This window comes from Stenotrophomonas sp. Bg11-02 (genome assembly GCF_002836635.1).
GTDB classification, from domain to species: Bacteria; Pseudomonadota; Gammaproteobacteria; order Xanthomonadales; family Xanthomonadaceae; genus Stenotrophomonas; species Stenotrophomonas lacuserhaii.
The window spans coordinates 31,829-46,868 of sequence record NZ_PJAY01000050.1 but is presented as its reverse complement, the minus strand read 5'-3'; the positions used below and the strand labels follow the sequence as shown (position 1 = coordinate 46,868).

The following is a 15,040-nucleotide window of genomic DNA, read 5'->3' as shown; positions in this document are numbered from 1 at the left end:
GGGAGACTTACTCCGGCGCAAAGAACTCGTTGCCGTGCATGTCCACCAGCTCCAGCGCACGACCGCCACCGCGGGCCACGCAGGTCAGCGGATCGTCGGCCACCTGCACGTGCAGGCCGGTTTCTTCGGAGATCAGGCGATCCATGTCACGCAGCAGGGCGCCACCACCGGTGAGCACGATACCGCGCTCGGCGACGTCGGCGCACAGTTCCGGCGGGGTCTGTTCCAGCGCCAGCTTGACCGCGCTGACGATGCCGGACAGCGGCTCGTGCAGGGCTTCGAGCACCTCGTTGGAGGTGATCTTTATCATCTTCGGCACGCCCTCGGCGAGGTTGCGGCCGGAGATCTCCATCTCGATCACCTGCGCCTGCGGGTAAGCGCAGCCCAGCTCCACCTTGATCCGCTCGGCGGTGGCTTCACCGATCAGCATGCCGTGGTTGCGGCGCACGTAGTTGGTGATGGATTCATCGAAGCGGTCACCGCCGATGCGCACCGAAGCCGAATAGACGATGCCGTTGAGCGAGATCACCGCCACTTCGGTGGTGCCGCCGCCGATATCGATGACCATCGAACCGCGGGCCTCGGTCACCGGCATGCCGGCACCGATTGCCGCGGCCATCGGCTCTTCGATCAGGAACACGTCGCGCGCACCGGCCTCTTCGGCCGATTCCTTGATCGCGCGGCGCTCCACCTGGGTCGAACCGGCCGGCACGCAGACCAGCACGCGCGGGCTCGGGCGCAGGAAGCGCGACTTGTGCACCTTCTTGATGAAGTGCTTCAGCATCGCCTCGGTGTAGGTGAAATCGGCGATGACGCCGTCCTTCATCGGGCGGATGGTGGTGATGTGGCCGGGGGTACGGCCGAGCATCTGCTTGGCTTCGGCGCCGACGGCAGCCACCGAGCGGGTGCCACCGATGGCACGGTCCTGGCGCACGGCGACCACGGACGGCTCGTTCAGCACGATTCCCTGTCCGCGCACATAGATGAGGGTGTTGGCCGTGCCCAGGTCGATGGACAGGTCATTGGAGAACATGCCGCGGAGTTTCTTCAACATCGAGGTGGTGATCCTGAGGGGTGCGCAATTCCGGCCTGGAATGGGGAATCGTGGGCAAAATTTAGACAGACAAGCCTAACAACCCGCCCCCCTGCGGGCAAGGATATTTCCAGCCGGACCCGCGTATTCACTAGCTTTCGGCACGATTGGTACAGGTTGGGCGGCGATCCCGCCCGCCAGCGGCACCGCGCCCCGGCCGGCGTGCCCGATACCCGTCCCGGCACCGGTCCATGACAGTCCCGGCACAGCCCGGCGCTACCCTTCGGCGGCGCCAGCCGGTAACCTTTGCGCCGTCGGGCGCCCATGGGCGCCGTTTGCTTGCCCACCGCCGCGGCCAGCACTCCACTCATTCCCGCATAGGCTTACATCGATGTCCGCTTTGATCTGTGGTTCTCTTGCCTTTGACACCATCATGGTGTTCCCGGACCAGTTCAAGAACCACATCCTGCCGGACAAAGTGCACATCCTGAACGTCTCGTTCCTGGTGCCGCGCATGCGTCGCGAGTTCGGCGGCTGCGCCGGCAACATCGCCTACAACCTGCACCTGCTGGGCGGCCACCCGATCCCGATGGGCACGGTGGGCACCGATTTCGGCCCGTACCGCGAGCATTTCGATGCACTGGGCATCGACCTTTCGCGCGTGCGCGTGATCGAGGAACTGTTCACCCCGCAGGCCTTCATCACCACCGACCACGACAACAACCAGATCACCGCCTTCCACCCGGGCGCGATGATGCGTTCGTATGAAAACCACGTGCGCGACGTACCGGGCGTGAGCCTTGGCCTGGTCGGTCCGGACGGCCGCGAAGGCATGATCCAGAACGCACTGGAATTCCACGAGGACGGCGTTCCCTTCATCTTCGATCCCGGCCAGGCGATGCCACTGTTCAATGGCCCGGAGCTGCGCACTTTCATCGAACAGGCCGACTACGTGGTGGTCAACGACTACGAGTCCAACCTCCTGCAGGAGCGCACCGGCTGGGACGAGAAGGAAATCGTCAGCCGGGTGCAGGCGTACATCACCACCCGCGGTCCGAAGGGTGCGGTCATCCACACCCCGGAGAAAAGCTACGACATTCCGCCGGCGCACGAGCGCCGCGTGGTCGACCCCACCGGCTGTGGCGATGCGTTCCGCGCCGGCCTGATCTACGGCATCCAGAAGGGCTTCGACTGGCTGACCATCGGCCGCATGGGAAACCTGATGGGCGCGCTGAAGGTCGAGCACCCGGGCACCCAGAACCAGCGCTTCACCTTCGATGAGTTCAACGAACAGTTCAAGCAGCAGTTCGGTTACGCACTGAACGTCTGACCGCGCAGGGTGGTAGCACCGAGCCATGCTCGGCGGAATGCCCGAAGCGCCGCTGCGCTCGCCGAGCATGGCTCGGCGCTACCGCGTCACCTTTCCAGCGCGGCCTGCAACGCGCGGCAATCGGCGAAGCGCCAATCGGCCATGCCGGGCCACGGATCACCGGGCGTATTGACCAGCACGGTATGCGTGCCGGCGGCACGCCCTGCGGCCAGGTCCATCCAATGGTCACCCACCATCACCGCATGCGTTGCGGCGATGCCCCACCGCTCCAGGAAATAATGCAGGCCATCCGGTGCCGGCTTCGGGGCGACCTCGTCGCGACCGATGATGTCCGCATCATGGAAAAGATCGCCCAGCCCGATCGCATCCAGGGTCAGCTTGACCACCGCGTGGTCGTTGCGGGTCAGGATGCCCAGCCTGCTTCCCTGCCCGGCCAGCGCGCGCAGCAGATCCACGGCACCCTCCGCCGCTACGGCGGCCTCGGCCAGCGCGCGCTCGTGCTCGAACAACCACGCACGTTTGGCATGGGCTTCATCAGCCGGCAGCGCCCCCAGGTGGGCGATGATGTCTTCGTCCATGGCGATGTCCAGCGCGCGCTTGATGGCCGGGAAGTCGTGCACCGCGACGGTCAGCGTGCCATCCATGTCGAATACCCAGTGCCGCAGTCCGTCCAGTCCCGGCTGTACAGCCGGCACCGCGCGCGCACTCATTTCCATGGCATCTGGCTGGCATCCACGCCGCCGGTTTCGAACACCACGGTGCGCGTGCCACCGGCCTTCACCGGAAACTCGATGCTGATCGCCTGTGCCTGCCGCGCCAGCTTCCACAGCGCCGCGTGGTCGGTGATGAACATGGCGATCGCCTCGTCCGTATCCGGGCGCCACGCGGCCATCGCGCGCGGCTTGCCGCCGTCCACGCTCACCTGCACCCGGCAGCCGCCGGGACAGCGGAAATCGCCTGCCTGCAGCACCAGATAGGCGTGCTGTTTCCACTGCGGATGGTCGCGGAACACCAACTGCACCGGCTTTGGACCGCTGCCGTCGACATCCACGCGCTCCTTGCCGTAAATCGACGCAGAGCGCTGGGTTCCCTTGGTGCCGACCGGGATCTGGTTGTACTGCCACAGGCCCTGCATGCGGCGCAGGTTGCGCGCCTGGTCCGACTGCGCCTTGACGTCGGCAAAGCCCGGTTCGATCCGCGCCGCCGCTGCGGTGCCCTTGTAGATGTCCAGCAGCGAGCCGCCATGCATGCGGGCACGCTCCCAGTCCTTGGCCGCCACGGCGGTGTCGTACTGCCGGGCTACCTCGTCGGCCTTGGCTTCCTTCTGCGCCTGCACGGCCGCTTCGGCTGCCTGCTGCGCCTGGCGTTCGGCTTCGGGATCGCTGCAGGCGGCCAGGGACAATGCGCAGGCAGCGGCGAGGATCAGGTGTTTCATCGCGGATTCCGGGGTGGTGGCGTGGCTATACAGTACCTGCCAAGAGCGTGACGACCAACGGTCGTCACCCACCAAGACCAAAGGTCACCCACCACGACCAAGCGTCGTCACCCACCACGAGGCACGGTCGTTACCGGGAAGGGGCCGTGGCCTCGCCAACCTGGCGCCACCAGTGCGTGGAGGGCGCGGGGGCGCCGATATCCAGCCGTTCGCCCATCTGCGGGGCGGTCAGGGTGACGCCGCGTTCGGCCGCCAGCGCAGTGATGCGCTCGAAGGGTTCGGTCCACGGATGCAGGGCCAGATCGAAGGTGCCGTTGTGGATGGGCATCATCACCGCTCCACGTACGTCCAAGTGGGCCTGCAGGCTCTGCTCGGGCTGCATGTGCACGTCCGGCCACTGCGCATCGTAGGCGCCGGTCTCGATCATGGTCAGGTCGAACGGGCCGTAGCGCTCGCCGATGCGGGCAAAGCCATCGAAGTAGCCAGTGTCACCGCTGAAGAAGATGCGGGTATGCCCGGTGTCGATCACCCACGAGGCCCACAGCGTGCGGTTGCCGTCGGCCAGGGTGCGCCCGGAAAAATGCTGGGCCGGGGTCGCGACGATCTTCAGGCCTTCCACGCGGGTGTCCTGCCACCAGTCCAACTGCACCACCTTCGCCACCGGCACGCCCCACCCGATCAGACGGTCACCCACGCCGAGCGCGGTGACGAAGTGCTGCACCTTCGGCGCGAGCGCGAGGATGGCCGCGTGGTCCAGATGATCGTAGTGGTCGTGGGAGATGATCACGCCGGTGATGGACGGCAGTTCGTCGATGCTCAACGGCGGGGCGTGGAAGCGCTTCGGGCCCATGAAAGACATCGGCGAGGCACGCTCGGCGAACACCGGGTCGGTCAGCCAGAAATGGCCGTCCAGCTTCATCAGCATCGTCGAGTGCCCCAGCCGCCACAGGCTGTCATCGGGCGCATCGAGCAGGGCCTGCGGGTCAGCGCCTGCACCGGGATCGGCGCCAGCGGGCTGGCATCGGCCGGCTTGTCGAACAGGAACTTCCACATCACGCCCAGCGTGCCGACGAAGCCGAGCGCGCTCTTGCCGACGGGATTGTGGAAGCGCCCGTCGCCGAACTGCGGCGACTGGTCATAGGCGGCAGCCGGGCGGGCACCGCAGGTCAACAGGCCAATGGACATGGCGATCAACACCGTAGAAAGAAGGAGAAGGCGCGGCAGGCGGCGGGTCATTCGGGCTTGCCCTTAAAAGTACACTGGCGAGTCTACTTCCATTTCAGGAAAAGTAAACTGAACGGTGTAAAATAGCCCGATGAGTGCCGATATACGCCCTACCCGCCTGACCGACCGCAAGCGCGCCGCGATCCTGTCCGCCGCCGTTGCCGAGTTCCGCAGCTTCGGTTTCGCGGCCACCAGCATGGACCGCATCGCCGCTGTTGCGGGAGTTTCAAAGCGTACGGTGTACAACCATTTCGCCAGCAAGGACGAGCTGTTCACCGCCATCCTGTGGCAACTGTGGGAAGCCAGCCAAGCGGTGGAGGCCGTGGCCTACAGCGCGGTGCAGCCGCTGCGGGAGCAGTTGTTGCGGTTCACCCGGCAGAAGATGCGTTTGATGTCCGATGCGAGCTTCATCGACCTGTCGCGGGTGGCGATTGCCGAGCTGGTGCACGCGCCGGAACGGGCCCGGGCGATGATGGACAAGCTGGCGGAGAAAGAAGAAGGGCTGGCGACCTGGATACGCGCGGCGCAGGCCGATGGCCGGCTGGGCGCGGACGTCGCGCCGGGCGAAGCGGCGCATCAACTGCAGGGCATGCTGAAGGCGTTCGCGTTCTGGCCGCAGGTGACGATGGGCCAGGCACCGCTGGCGCCGGAAGCGCAGCAGCGGCTGATGGAAGACTGTGTGGACATGTTCCTGGCGCTGCACGCAAAGGCGTGACGACGCGGGCACGTCGGTAGCGCCGAGCCGTGCTCGGCGAGCGCAGCGGCAGATGCACCGCGTGACGACCAACGGTCGTCACCCACCAGACGCTACCGCGTGACGACCAACGGTCGTCACCCACCAGACGATACGACGTGACGGCCAGCGGTCGTCACCCACCAGACGCTACGGCGTGACGGCCAGCGGCCGTCACTACCGGCGCCTGCGGCTTACTTGGCTTCGGCCTTGGACAGCATGTCCTGCACCGAACCGGTGGTGATCGGGTGGTAGCCCGGCTTGGCCTTTTCAAACGCCGCCTTGGCCACTTCCAGACCCTCCGGGGTCTTCACCAGTTCAGCGTAGATCGGCATGATCAGCTTGCGACGGCCGACCCGCTCGATGAACTCGGCGGCCGCCGGCGTGGCCTCCGCATAGCCACTGCGGATGGCCAGCGGGTACCAGCGCATGGCGATTTCACCATTGGGCGTACCGGTGAATTTGAACACCCGATCCAGCGCGGCCAGCTTGTCCAGCGGCTGCGTGGCGCCCAGGCCGTCGATGAAGCGCACCCACTCCTGCGTGCTCCACTCGGCGGTCAACTGGTTGGTCGGCATCTTGCCGGTGCCTTCCCAGGCGATGCGCGCGGTGTCCACGTTGCTGAAGTTGCGCGACTGCGCCTTGGTGGCGAACGCCGGAATGCCCGGCTGCTCCAGCCACGCGGTCAGTTCGGCCTCGGTCACTGCGTTGGGATTCTTCGGCAGCAGGTTCTTCTTGAGGTACTCGACGAACTGGTCGGTATTCGCGCTCTGGAACGCATGGTCGTTGAACCAGCCACGCAGGAAGGGATCGAACACTTCACGACCGAAGCGCTGTTCCAGGAACTCCAGGAACCAGGAACCCTTCACGTAGGCGACCTGGCTCAGCGCTTCGTCCGGGTCACGTTCGTTCAGCGGCGGCAGCGCCAGCGCCTGGTCGGCCGGGCTCATGTCCTTCACTTCGGCCAGCAGGTCGGTCTGGTCGATCTGGCGCTCCATCTCGGCCATTTCCTTGCCGTACAGCGCTTCGGTGATGCGGCCCTGCACGTAGGTGGTGAAGCCTTCGTTGAGCCAGATGTCCTTCCAGCTGGCGTTGGTCACCAGGTTGCCCGACCAGCTGTGCGCCAATTCGTGGGCGACCAGCGAGACCAGCGACTTGTCGCCGACGATCACGGTCGGAGTTGCGAAGGTCAGGCGCGGGTTTTCCATGCCACCGAACGGGAACGACGGCGGCAGCACCAGCATGTCGTAGCGGCCCCAACGGTACTCGCCGTACAGCTTTTCGGCCGCACCGATCATCTTCTCGGTGTCTTCGAATTCCTTGGCGGCCTTGCCGACCATGGTCGGTTCGGCCCACACGCCGGAGCGGCCGGAGATCGGCTCGAACACCAGGTCACCCGCCGCGATGGCCAGCAGGTAGGACGGGATCGGCTGCGGCATCTTGAAGGTGTAGTCGCCATCACGCGCGGCCTTGGGATCGTTGTCGGCGCTCATCAGCACCATCACGTCCGGGCGGCTGGTGACATGCGCGCTGTAGGTGAAGCGCACGCTCGGCGTGTCCTGCAGCGGCACCCAGGAGCGGGCGTGGATCGCCTGCGACTGGCTGAACATGAAGGGCAGTTTCTTGCCTTCGGTCATCGAGGGCTCAAGCCACTGCAGGCCCGAGGCGGTCGGTGCGGTGTGGTAGCTGATCTCGACCCTGGTCGGCTGCGCCGGCGCTTCGATGGTCAGCTTGCTGCCAAATACCTTGTCCACTGGCGCCAGCACGAAGGGCAGCGCGCTGCGCGCACCATCGGCGGCCAGGGCTTCCACCTTGGCCACGTCGAGCGCGCGGGTGTCCAGCACCAGCTGCTTGGCGTCCTTGTCCTTCCACTCCAGGGTGTAGGTCGCGGTGCCGCCGATCTGCCTGGCGTCGAAGTCCAGCTTCAGGTCCAGCGCGATGTCCTTGATGACGACCTTGTCCGGCTCGGCATAGGAACTTTCGTCGTGGCTGCGGTTTTCGGCCTTCACCGGAACAGCGGGCGCCTTCTGGGCGGTCGGGGCCGTGGCAGCGGGGGCTGCGGGCTCCTGGGAGCAGCCAGAGGCAATGGCCACGGCCAGCGGAATGAGCAGGAACGGGGTACGCATGAATCGAGACCGTTTCAGGGGTAAACGATGATTTTACCCCCGAACCGCCCCTGGTAGCGCCGAAGGCAGCGGCAGGAGCCGCTGCCAACGTTGCTTGCGACGGCCCGGAGGGTGCCGGTCAGGACGACCGGCATAGCCATGCGCGGCGGATCCCTGACGCCGAGCATGGCTCGGCGCTACCCGCTTACAGCTTGTAGCCCGAATGGATGGAGACGATGCCAGCCGACAGGTTCTTGTAGTGGCAGCGCTCGAAACCGGCCTCGCCCATCATCGCCTTCAGTTCATCCTGCGGCGGATGCTTGCGGATGCTCTCGGCCAGGTACTGGTAGCTGTCCGAATCGCGCGCGAACAGGCGGCCCAGCTTCGGCAGCACCTTGAACGAGTGGAAGTCGTAGATCGGCTTGAACCAGTCCAGCGTGACTTCGGAGAACTCCAGCACGCGGGCCTGACCGCCCACCTTCAGCACGCGATGCATTTCGCGCAGCGCAGCATCCTTGTCGGTCACGTTGCGCAGGCCGAAGGCAATGGTCACCAGGTCGAAGCTTGCATCCGGGAACGGCAGCGCCTCGGCGTTGCACTGCACGTAATCCAACCCGGCCACCAGGCCGCGGTTGGTCAGGCGATCGCGGCCGACCGACAGCATCCCGGCATTGATGTCGCCCACCACGACGGCGCCCTCGGCACCCACCCGCTCTTTCAGCAGGGCGGCGATGTCACCGGTACCACCGGCAAGATCGAGCACGCGGTCACCCGGTTTCACCTGCGCGGTCGCCACGTAGTAGCGCTTCCACACCCGGTGCACGCCCAGGCTCATCAGGTCGTTCATCAGGTCGTAGTTGCGCGCGACCGAGGTGAAGACCTGGCCGACCAGCTTCTGCTTGTCCTTTGCATCGACATCGCGGAAGCCGAAATGGGTAGTTCCGGACTTGTAGGGGGATTCGCTCATGGGCTGATTATCGCACCGCGCGGGGTCGGCGGCACCCCCTGCCCGTATCATGGCTGCCTGACTCACGGAGACCCGCATGATCACCACCCCCGATTACCAGGCCCTGCTGCAGACCGCCATCGCCGAAGCCCGCCAAGGACTGGCAGAAGGGGGCGTGCCGATCGGCGCAGCGCTCTACCACAACGATGGACGCCTGCTCGGCTGTGGCCACAATCGCCGCGTGCAGGAAGGCGACCCATCCGTGCACGGCGAGACCGATGCGTTCCGCAAGGCCGGTCGCCAGCGCGGTTACAAAAACACCATCATGGTCACCACGCTGGCCCCCTGCTGGTACTGCAGCGGGCTGGTGCGGCAGTTCAACATCGGCACCGTGGTGGTGGGTGAATCACGCACCTTCCAGGGCGGCATCGACTGGCTGCGCGAGAGTGGCGTGAACGTCATCGACCTGGACAACCAGGAGTGCGTTGACCTGCTGGGCAACTTCATCGAGCGCCACCCGGAGATCTGGGACGAAGACATCGGCGAGTGAGCTTTTCCTGAATAGTTCAGCGCGCAGGCGGGCAGAACCGACTGAACACGCGCGTGTGGCCCGTCGGAAAACGACTGCGCCACGCTGATTGCACGCAGCAATGACGCTGCGTGCACTGACTGATAGCGATGATCGGAGCTCCCCCGCCACCCTTCATAAGAAGTCAGAACCCATGCGCGCAGATGCACCCAATGTCCCTCCGGTCATCGACGTGGAGGCAGAGCTGAACTACTGGCGCCAGCGACATGCCGATGGCGCGATGGGTCCGGGATCCTTCGGTCACTTCGTGCCGTGGATCAAGTTCGCCTGTGATTCACTGATCACCCATCCCCGCGCCAGCAACGAACAGCGCGAGGAAGCGTTCCAGACCCAATATGCACTGCAGATCATGCCGCGGCTGACCGAAGCGCAGGCACGCGCGTTCATCGAGCAGGTGTGGGACCACGTCTACGTGTCCAGCATGATCCAAAGCGCCGACCGCCCCCGGCTGATCGCCTGACCGAATGCGAGGCAGCGCCGAGCCACGCTCGGCGAGCGCGGAGTACAGCGCGCATCGACACGACGTACACGTTGGCCGGCGTATTCATCCGGCATGAGCCTCAAGTCCGTTTTCAACACGGTTGCCAAGCGCACCGCCTACGCCACGGGCACGCCCTGGACGTTCATCACCGCTGTGTCGGTAGTGGTGATCTGGGGTGTGACCGGGCCCTTGTTCGATTTCAATGACACGTGGCAGCTGGTGATCAATACCGGCACCACCATCATCACGTTCCTGATGGTGTTCCTGATCCAGCACACGCAGAACGCCGATACGGCCGCGATGCAGATCAAGCTGGACGAACTCATCCGCGTGACCGCTCACGCCAACAAACAGCTGCTGGACCTGGAAGAGCTGGACGAGGAGCGGTTGGAAGAGATCCGCAAGGAATATGAGCGCATGGCCCGCGAAGCCGGCGATGCGCTGGAACGCGTGCGCGCGGGCCGTGGGGATGACGATGTCTAGAGCGTGACGACCAACGGTCGTCACTACCAGTATCCGGGGTAGCGCCGAGCCATGCTCGGCGAGCGCAGCGGCAACCGCGTGAAGACCAGCGGCCGTCACCCACCACCGCGCGGAGCTGACGGCCAGCGGCCGTCACTACTCGAAGCTCAGCTGCGCTCGCGCCAGCCGCCGCCCAGCACCTTGTACAGTGTGATGCGGTTGGCCTGCTGCGCCAGCGCCGTCTGCAGCTGACTCTGCTGCGCGCTGTAGGCGGTGCGCCGCGCATCCAGCAGGGTGACGAAGCTGTCCAGCCCGGCGTCATAGCGCGCCTGCGACAACTGCTCGGCCTGCGTGGCGGCCGCCAGCAGCGCCTGCTGCGAAGCCGCCTGTGCGTCCAGGCTGGTGCTCAACGCCAGTGCATCGGCGGTCTCGCGGAAGCCCACCTGGATCGACTTTTCGTACTCGGCCAGTGCGATGTCACGGTCCGCGTTCGCCACTGCCAGTCCCGCCCGCAGCTTGCCGCCCTGGAAGATCGGCAGGCTGATCGTCGGCAGGAAACTCCAGACCCGTGTGCCGCTGTCGAACAGGCCGGACAACTCGCCCGAACTGCTGCCCAGCGTGCCGGTCAGCCGTATGCTGGGGAAAAACGCAGCGCGTGCCGCACCGATGTTGGCATTGCCTGCCAGCAGGGTATGCTCGGCGGCCATGATGTCCGGGCGGCGCAGCAGCACGTCACTGGGCAGGTCGGCCGGTGGGGGCGCCAGCGCCACCAGCTGAAGGTCGTTGTTGCCGGCCGGCAACAGCGCCTCGTCCACCGGGCCACCGATCAGCAGCGCCAGTGCATTGCGGTCCTGCTGCAGCTGGCCCCGCAGGCGCGCGGCATCGGTACGTGCGGTTTCCACCAGCGTACGCGTCTGCGCCAGTTCCAGCGCCGAACTTCCACCGCGTTCGAAACGCGCCTGCGCCAGCCGCAGCGAGTCTTCATGGCTGGCCAGGGTCGCCTCGGAAATCCGCAGCAGTTCACTGTCCGCACCGAAGGTGAGCCACGCCGTGGCGGTCTCGGCGACCAGGCTCAGCTGCGCATTGCGACGGTTGGCGGCGATCGCGAAGTATTGCTGCAGGGCCGCTTCGCTGAGGTTGCGCACGCGCCCGAACAGATCCAGCTCGAACTCGGTCACGCCCAGCCCGGCGGTGAACTGTTCGCTCACCGGCATGTCGCCGCCGCTGCGCTCCATCTGGCCCTGTACGTTCAGCGCAGGCACGCGGTCGGCGCGCTGGATGCGGTACTGGCCGCGTGCGCGCTCGACGTTGAGCACGGCCACGCACAGGTCACGGTTGTTGGCCAGGGCCTGTTCGATCACCTGTTGCAGGCGCGGGTCGGTGAAGAAATCACGCCAGCCCAGTTCGGCGGCGTCGGTCGGCCGGCCCTGCCCCGCCGCGGCCGGCCACTGCGCGGGAATGGACGGGGCGACGTCAGTACGGTCCGGGACCAGGGAGGCACAGCCCCCCAGGCTCAGGCTGGCGATCAGCGCCAGCAGCAACGGCGTCTTGTTCATGGGGTATCACTCGACTTTGCTGCGTTGCGCAGCGTGCGGTTGAACAGCTTCTGCACTACCACGAAGAACAGCGGGATGAAGAACACGCCCAGCAGGGTGCCGGCCAGCATGCCGCCCAGCACGCCGGTGCCGATGGCACGCTGCGCACCGGAGCCGGCGCCGGAGGCGATCGCCAGCGGCAGCACGCCCAGGCCGAAGGCCAGCGAGGTCATGATGATCGGACGCAGACGATCGCGTACCGCATGCATCGTCGCTTCGATCAGCCCGGCGCCCTTCTCCAGGTTCTCCTTGGCGAACTCCACGATCAGGATCGCGTTCTTCGATGTCAGGCCCACCGTGGTCAGCATCGCCACCTGGAAGTAGATGTCGCGCTCCAGGCCCATCAGCGTGTTGGCCAGCACCGCACCCAGGATGCCCAGCGGGGCCACCAGCAGCACCGAAGTCGGCACGCTCCAGCTTTCATACAGCGCGGCCAGGCACAGGAACACGATCAGCAGCGACAGCGAGTACAGCAGCGGCGTCTGCGAGCCGGCCTGGCGCTCCTGGTAGGACAACGCGGTCCACTCGATTTCATAGCCCGGCGGCAGGTCGCCGGCGATGCGTTCGATCTCGTTCATGGCATCACCCGATGCCACGCCGCTCGCCGGCTCGCCCTGGATCTCCATCGCCGAGACACCGTTGTAACGTTCCAACCGCGGCGAACCGAAGTCCCAGCGCTTGGAAGCGAAGGCACTGAACGGCACCATCTCACCGGCGCTGTTCTTCACCGACCACACGTTGAAGTCATCCGGATTCATGCGGAAGTCCGCATCGGACTGCACGTACACGCGCTTGACCCGGCCGCGGTCGATGAAGTCATCGATGTAGCTGCTGCCCCACGCGGTGGCCAGCGTGTTGTTGATCGAGGCCATGTTCAGGCCCAGCGCATTGGCCTTTTCCACATCGACATCGATGCGCAGCTGCGGGGTATCTTCCTGGCCGTTCGGGCGCACGTTGGCCAGCAGCTTGCTCTGCCCGGCCGCACCCAGCAGCTGGTTGCGCGCGTTGAGCAGGGCTTCGTGCCCCTGCCCGGTATTGTCCTTCAGGAAGAAGGTGTAACCCGAGCCGATGCCCAGTTCCGGCATCGCCGGCGGCGGGAAGGCGAAGATGAACGCATCCTTGATCTGGCCCAGCGCACCCATCGCGCGGCCGGTGATGGCGCCCACGCTCTGTTCGTCGTCGCGGTCCTTCCAGTCCTTCAGCTTGACGAAGGCCATGCCCGCGTTCTGGCCCATGCCGGCGAAGCTGAAGCCCTGCACGGCGAAGATCGATTCGATGGCCTCGCTTTCGTTTTCCAGGAAGTGGTTCTCCAGCTTGGCCATCGCCTCCAGCGTGCGTTCCTGGGTGGCACCGACCGGCGTCTGCACCAGCGCCATCAGGATGCCCTGGTCTTCGTTGGGCAGGAACGAACTGGGCAGGCGCACGAACAGGATGCCCATCACCAGCGCCAGCCCGGCGAAGATGCCCATGAAGCGCCACGGCCGGGCGATGATGCCCTTCACCCCGCGCTGGTACTTCTCGCTGGACCTGTCGAAGCCGCGGTTGAAGCCACCGAAGAAACGACCCGACCAGCCCTTGTGGGCGACGTGGTGTTCGCCCTTCTTCAGCGGCTTGAGCATGGTGGCGCACAGAGCGGGCGTCAGCACGATCGCCACCAGCACCGACAGGCCCATCGCCGAGACGATCGTCGCCGAGAACTGCCGGTAGATCACGCCGGTGGCACCACTCATGAAGGCCATCGGCACGAACACCGCCGACAGCACCAGGCCGATGCCCACCAGCGCACCGGTGATCTGGTCCATCGACTTGCGCGTGGCTTCCAGCGGCGACAGCCCTTCTTCGGCCATGATCCGCTCGACGTTCTCCACCACCACGATGGCATCGTCGACCAGCAGGCCGATCGCCAGCACCATCGCGAACATGGTCAGCATGTTGATGGAGAAGCCCAGCGCGGCCAGGATGCCGAACGTACCCAGCAGCACCACCGGTACCGCGATGGTGGGAATCAGCGTGGCGCGGAAGTTCTGCAGGAACAGGTACATCACCACGAACACCAGCACGATCGCTTCGATCAGGGTCTTGATCACCCCCTTGATCGACACCTGCACGAACGGAGTGGTGTCATACGGCACCACCGATTCCAGCCCGGCCGGGAAGGTCGCCTTCATGTCTTCCAGCGCGGTACGCACGCCATTGGCGGTGTCCAGCGCGTTGGCGCCGGTGGCCAGGGTGATGGCGATGCCGGTGGACGGCTTGCCGTTGTAACGGGTGACGAAGTCGTAGCTTTCCGCACCCAGTTCAACGCGGGCTACGTCACCCAGGCGCAGCTCGCTGCCATCGGTGCCGCCACGAACCAGGATGTTGCGGAACTGCTCCGGGGTCTGCAGGCGATCCTGCGCATTGATGGTGGCATTGAGCTGCTGGCCCTTCACCGACGGCGCACCGCCGAGCTGGCCGATCGCCACCTGGGCGTTCTGCGCGGTGATCGCCGCGGTGACTTCATCCACCGACAGCTTGTAGGTGTGCAGCTTGTTCGGGTCCAGCCAGATGCGCATGGCGTACTTGCCGCCGAACACCTGGATGTTGCCCACGCCGGGCACCCGGCTCAGCGGATCGACGACATTGGACCCGACGAAGTCGGAGATGTCATTGGCATCCATGCTGCCATCGTTGGACACGAAGCCGATCACCTGCAGGAAGCCGCTGCTGGACTTGGCCACGTTGATGCCCTGCCGCTGCACTTCCTGCGGCAGCAGCGGCATGGCCAGCTGCAGCTTGTTCTGTACCTGCACCTGGGCGATGTCCGGGTTGGTACCCGATTCGAAGGTCAGGGTGATGGTGGCCTGGCCGTTGGCCGAGCTGTTGGAGGAGAAGTAGATCAGCCCGTCGAGGCCTTTCATGTTCTGCTCGATGATCTGGGTCACCGAGTCTTCGACCACCTTGGCCGAAGCACCTGGATAGGTCGCGGAGATCTCGACCGCCGGCGGTGCCACTTCCGGGTACATCGACACCGGAAGGTTGATCACCGCCAGTGCACCGGCGAGCATGATGATGATCGCGATCACCCACGCGAAGATGGGTCGATCAATGAAGAAACGTGCCATGGA

The 15,040-nt window shown here is 65.5% G+C and carries 12 protein-coding genes and 1 pseudogene; 5 read left to right on the top strand and 8 right to left on the bottom strand.

Annotation, left to right across the window (positions count from 1 at the left end):
• Positions 1 to 7: 7 nt before the first annotated feature.
• Positions 8 to 1,054, bottom strand: coding sequence for a rod shape-determining protein (locus CXG43_RS04795; RefSeq protein WP_057509333.1), 1,047 nt, complete (start codon positions 1,052 to 1,054; stop codon positions 8 to 10).
• A gap of 370 nt (positions 1,055 to 1,424) precedes the next feature.
• Here CXG43_RS04795 and CXG43_RS04790 point away from each other — a divergent pair, with 370 nt between their 5' ends.
• Positions 1,425 to 2,363, top strand: coding sequence for a carbohydrate kinase family protein (locus CXG43_RS04790; protein ID WP_101098908.1), 939 nt, complete (start codon positions 1,425 to 1,427; stop codon positions 2,361 to 2,363).
• Between the two features lie 86 nt (positions 2,364 to 2,449).
• On the opposite strand, the gene CXG43_RS04785 is transcribed toward CXG43_RS04790, so the two are convergent.
• The 3 genes and pseudogenes from CXG43_RS04785 to CXG43_RS04775 form a co-directional block, all read right to left on the bottom strand.
• Complete coding sequence (locus CXG43_RS04785) at positions 2,450 to 3,073, bottom strand: HAD-IA family hydrolase (protein ID WP_101098907.1); 624 nt, start codon at positions 3,071 to 3,073, stop codon at positions 2,450 to 2,452.
• Positions 3,070 to 3,798, bottom strand: coding sequence for a hypothetical protein (locus CXG43_RS04780; protein WP_101098906.1), 729 nt, complete (start codon positions 3,796 to 3,798; stop codon positions 3,070 to 3,072). The genes CXG43_RS04785 and CXG43_RS04780 overlap by 4 nt, the downstream gene beginning before the upstream one ends.
• Before the next feature lie 130 nt (positions 3,799 to 3,928).
• Positions 3,929 to 4,983, bottom strand: a pseudogene (locus CXG43_RS04775) (MBL fold metallo-hydrolase).
• 130 nt (positions 4,984 to 5,113) lie between these two features.
• Between CXG43_RS04775 and CXG43_RS04770 the strand changes: the two are divergent.
• Positions 5,114 to 5,737 (top strand): TetR/AcrR family transcriptional regulator, encoded by a 624-nt coding sequence (locus CXG43_RS04770; protein WP_101098905.1) that lies wholly within the window; start codon positions 5,114 to 5,116, stop codon positions 5,735 to 5,737.
• A 212-nt stretch (positions 5,738 to 5,949) separates the two neighbouring features.
• Here the strand turns inward: CXG43_RS04770 and CXG43_RS04765 are convergent, their stop codons facing one another.
• Both CXG43_RS04765 and ubiE read right to left on the bottom strand, forming a co-directional pair.
• Positions 5,950 to 7,881 (bottom strand): M1 family metallopeptidase, encoded by a 1,932-nt coding sequence (locus tag CXG43_RS04765; protein ID WP_101098904.1) that lies wholly within the window; start codon positions 7,879 to 7,881, stop codon positions 5,950 to 5,952.
• A gap of 184 nt (positions 7,882 to 8,065) precedes the next feature.
• Positions 8,066 to 8,827, bottom strand: a complete 762-nt coding sequence (gene ubiE, locus CXG43_RS04760; RefSeq protein ID WP_101098903.1) for a bifunctional demethylmenaquinone methyltransferase/2-methoxy-6-polyprenyl-1,4-benzoquinol methylase UbiE — start codon at positions 8,825 to 8,827, stop codon at positions 8,066 to 8,068.
• Between the two features lie 76 nt (positions 8,828 to 8,903).
• On the opposite strand from ubiE, the gene CXG43_RS04755 reads away from it, so the two are divergent.
• From CXG43_RS04755 to CXG43_RS04745, 3 genes are all read left to right on the top strand, one after another.
• Entirely contained in the window at positions 8,904 to 9,356 is a 453-nt protein-coding gene (locus tag CXG43_RS04755; protein ID WP_101098902.1) for a nucleoside deaminase, read from the top strand.
• Positions 9,357 to 9,528: 172 nt separating this feature from the next.
• Positions 9,529 to 9,855: a hypothetical protein gene (locus CXG43_RS04750; protein ID WP_042615015.1), complete on the top strand. Its 327-nt coding sequence runs from the start codon at positions 9,529 to 9,531 to the stop codon at positions 9,853 to 9,855.
• Positions 9,856 to 9,948: 93 nt separating this feature from the next.
• On the top strand, positions 9,949 to 10,359 hold the full coding sequence (locus CXG43_RS04745) for a low affinity iron permease family protein (RefSeq protein WP_101098901.1): 411 nt from the start codon (positions 9,949 to 9,951) through the stop codon (positions 10,357 to 10,359).
• A 146-nt stretch (positions 10,360 to 10,505) separates the two neighbouring features.
• On the opposite strand, the gene CXG43_RS04740 is transcribed toward CXG43_RS04745, so the two are convergent.
• Both CXG43_RS04740 and smeE read right to left on the bottom strand, forming a co-directional pair.
• Positions 10,506 to 11,894 (bottom strand): efflux transporter outer membrane subunit, encoded by a 1,389-nt coding sequence (locus CXG43_RS04740; RefSeq protein ID WP_101098900.1) that lies wholly within the window; start codon positions 11,892 to 11,894, stop codon positions 10,506 to 10,508.
• The gene (gene smeE, locus CXG43_RS04735) at positions 11,891 to 15,037 is read right to left on the bottom strand and encodes a multidrug efflux RND transporter permease subunit SmeE (protein ID WP_101098899.1); all 3,147 of its coding nucleotides are present in this window, start codon (positions 15,035 to 15,037) and stop codon (positions 11,891 to 11,893) included. The genes CXG43_RS04740 and smeE overlap by 4 nt, the downstream gene beginning before the upstream one ends.
• Positions 15,038 to 15,040 lie beyond the last annotated feature (3 nt).

What these genes read in the sequence shown, in the direction of transcription:
- CXG43_RS04745 (WP_101098901.1), top strand. Translation starts at nt 9,949, where the DNA reads ATGAGCCTCAAGTCCGTTTTCAACACGGTTGCCAAGCGCACCGCCTAC.
- CXG43_RS04750 (WP_042615015.1), top strand. Translation starts at nt 9,529, where the DNA reads ATGCGCGCAGATGCACCCAATGTCCCTCCGGTCATCGACGTGGAGGCA.
- CXG43_RS04790 (WP_101098908.1), top strand. Translation starts at nt 1,425, where the DNA reads ATGTCCGCTTTGATCTGTGGTTCTCTTGCCTTTGACACCATCATGGTG.
- CXG43_RS04780 (WP_101098906.1), bottom strand. Translation starts at nt 3,798, where the DNA reads ATGAAACACCTGATCCTCGCCGCTGCCTGCGCATTGTCCCTGGCCGCC.
- CXG43_RS04740 (WP_101098900.1), bottom strand. Translation starts at nt 11,894, where the DNA reads ATGAACAAGACGCCGTTGCTGCTGGCGCTGATCGCCAGCCTGAGCCTG.
- CXG43_RS04795 (WP_057509333.1), bottom strand. Translation starts at nt 1,054, where the DNA reads ATGTTGAAGAAACTCCGCGGCATGTTCTCCAATGACCTGTCCATCGAC.
- CXG43_RS04755 (WP_101098902.1), top strand. Translation starts at nt 8,904, where the DNA reads ATGATCACCACCCCCGATTACCAGGCCCTGCTGCAGACCGCCATCGCC.
- CXG43_RS04785 (WP_101098907.1), bottom strand. Translation starts at nt 3,073, where the DNA reads ATGAGTGCGCGCGCGGTGCCGGCTGTACAGCCGGGACTGGACGGACTG.
- ubiE (WP_101098903.1), bottom strand. Translation starts at nt 8,827, where the DNA reads ATGAGCGAATCCCCCTACAAGTCCGGAACTACCCATTTCGGCTTCCGC.
- CXG43_RS04765 (WP_101098904.1), bottom strand. Translation starts at nt 7,881, where the DNA reads ATGCGTACCCCGTTCCTGCTCATTCCGCTGGCCGTGGCCATTGCCTCT.
- CXG43_RS04770 (WP_101098905.1), top strand. Translation starts at nt 5,114, where the DNA reads ATGAGTGCCGATATACGCCCTACCCGCCTGACCGACCGCAAGCGCGCC.
- smeE (WP_101098899.1), bottom strand. Translation starts at nt 15,037, where the DNA reads ATGGCACGTTTCTTCATTGATCGACCCATCTTCGCGTGGGTGATCGCG.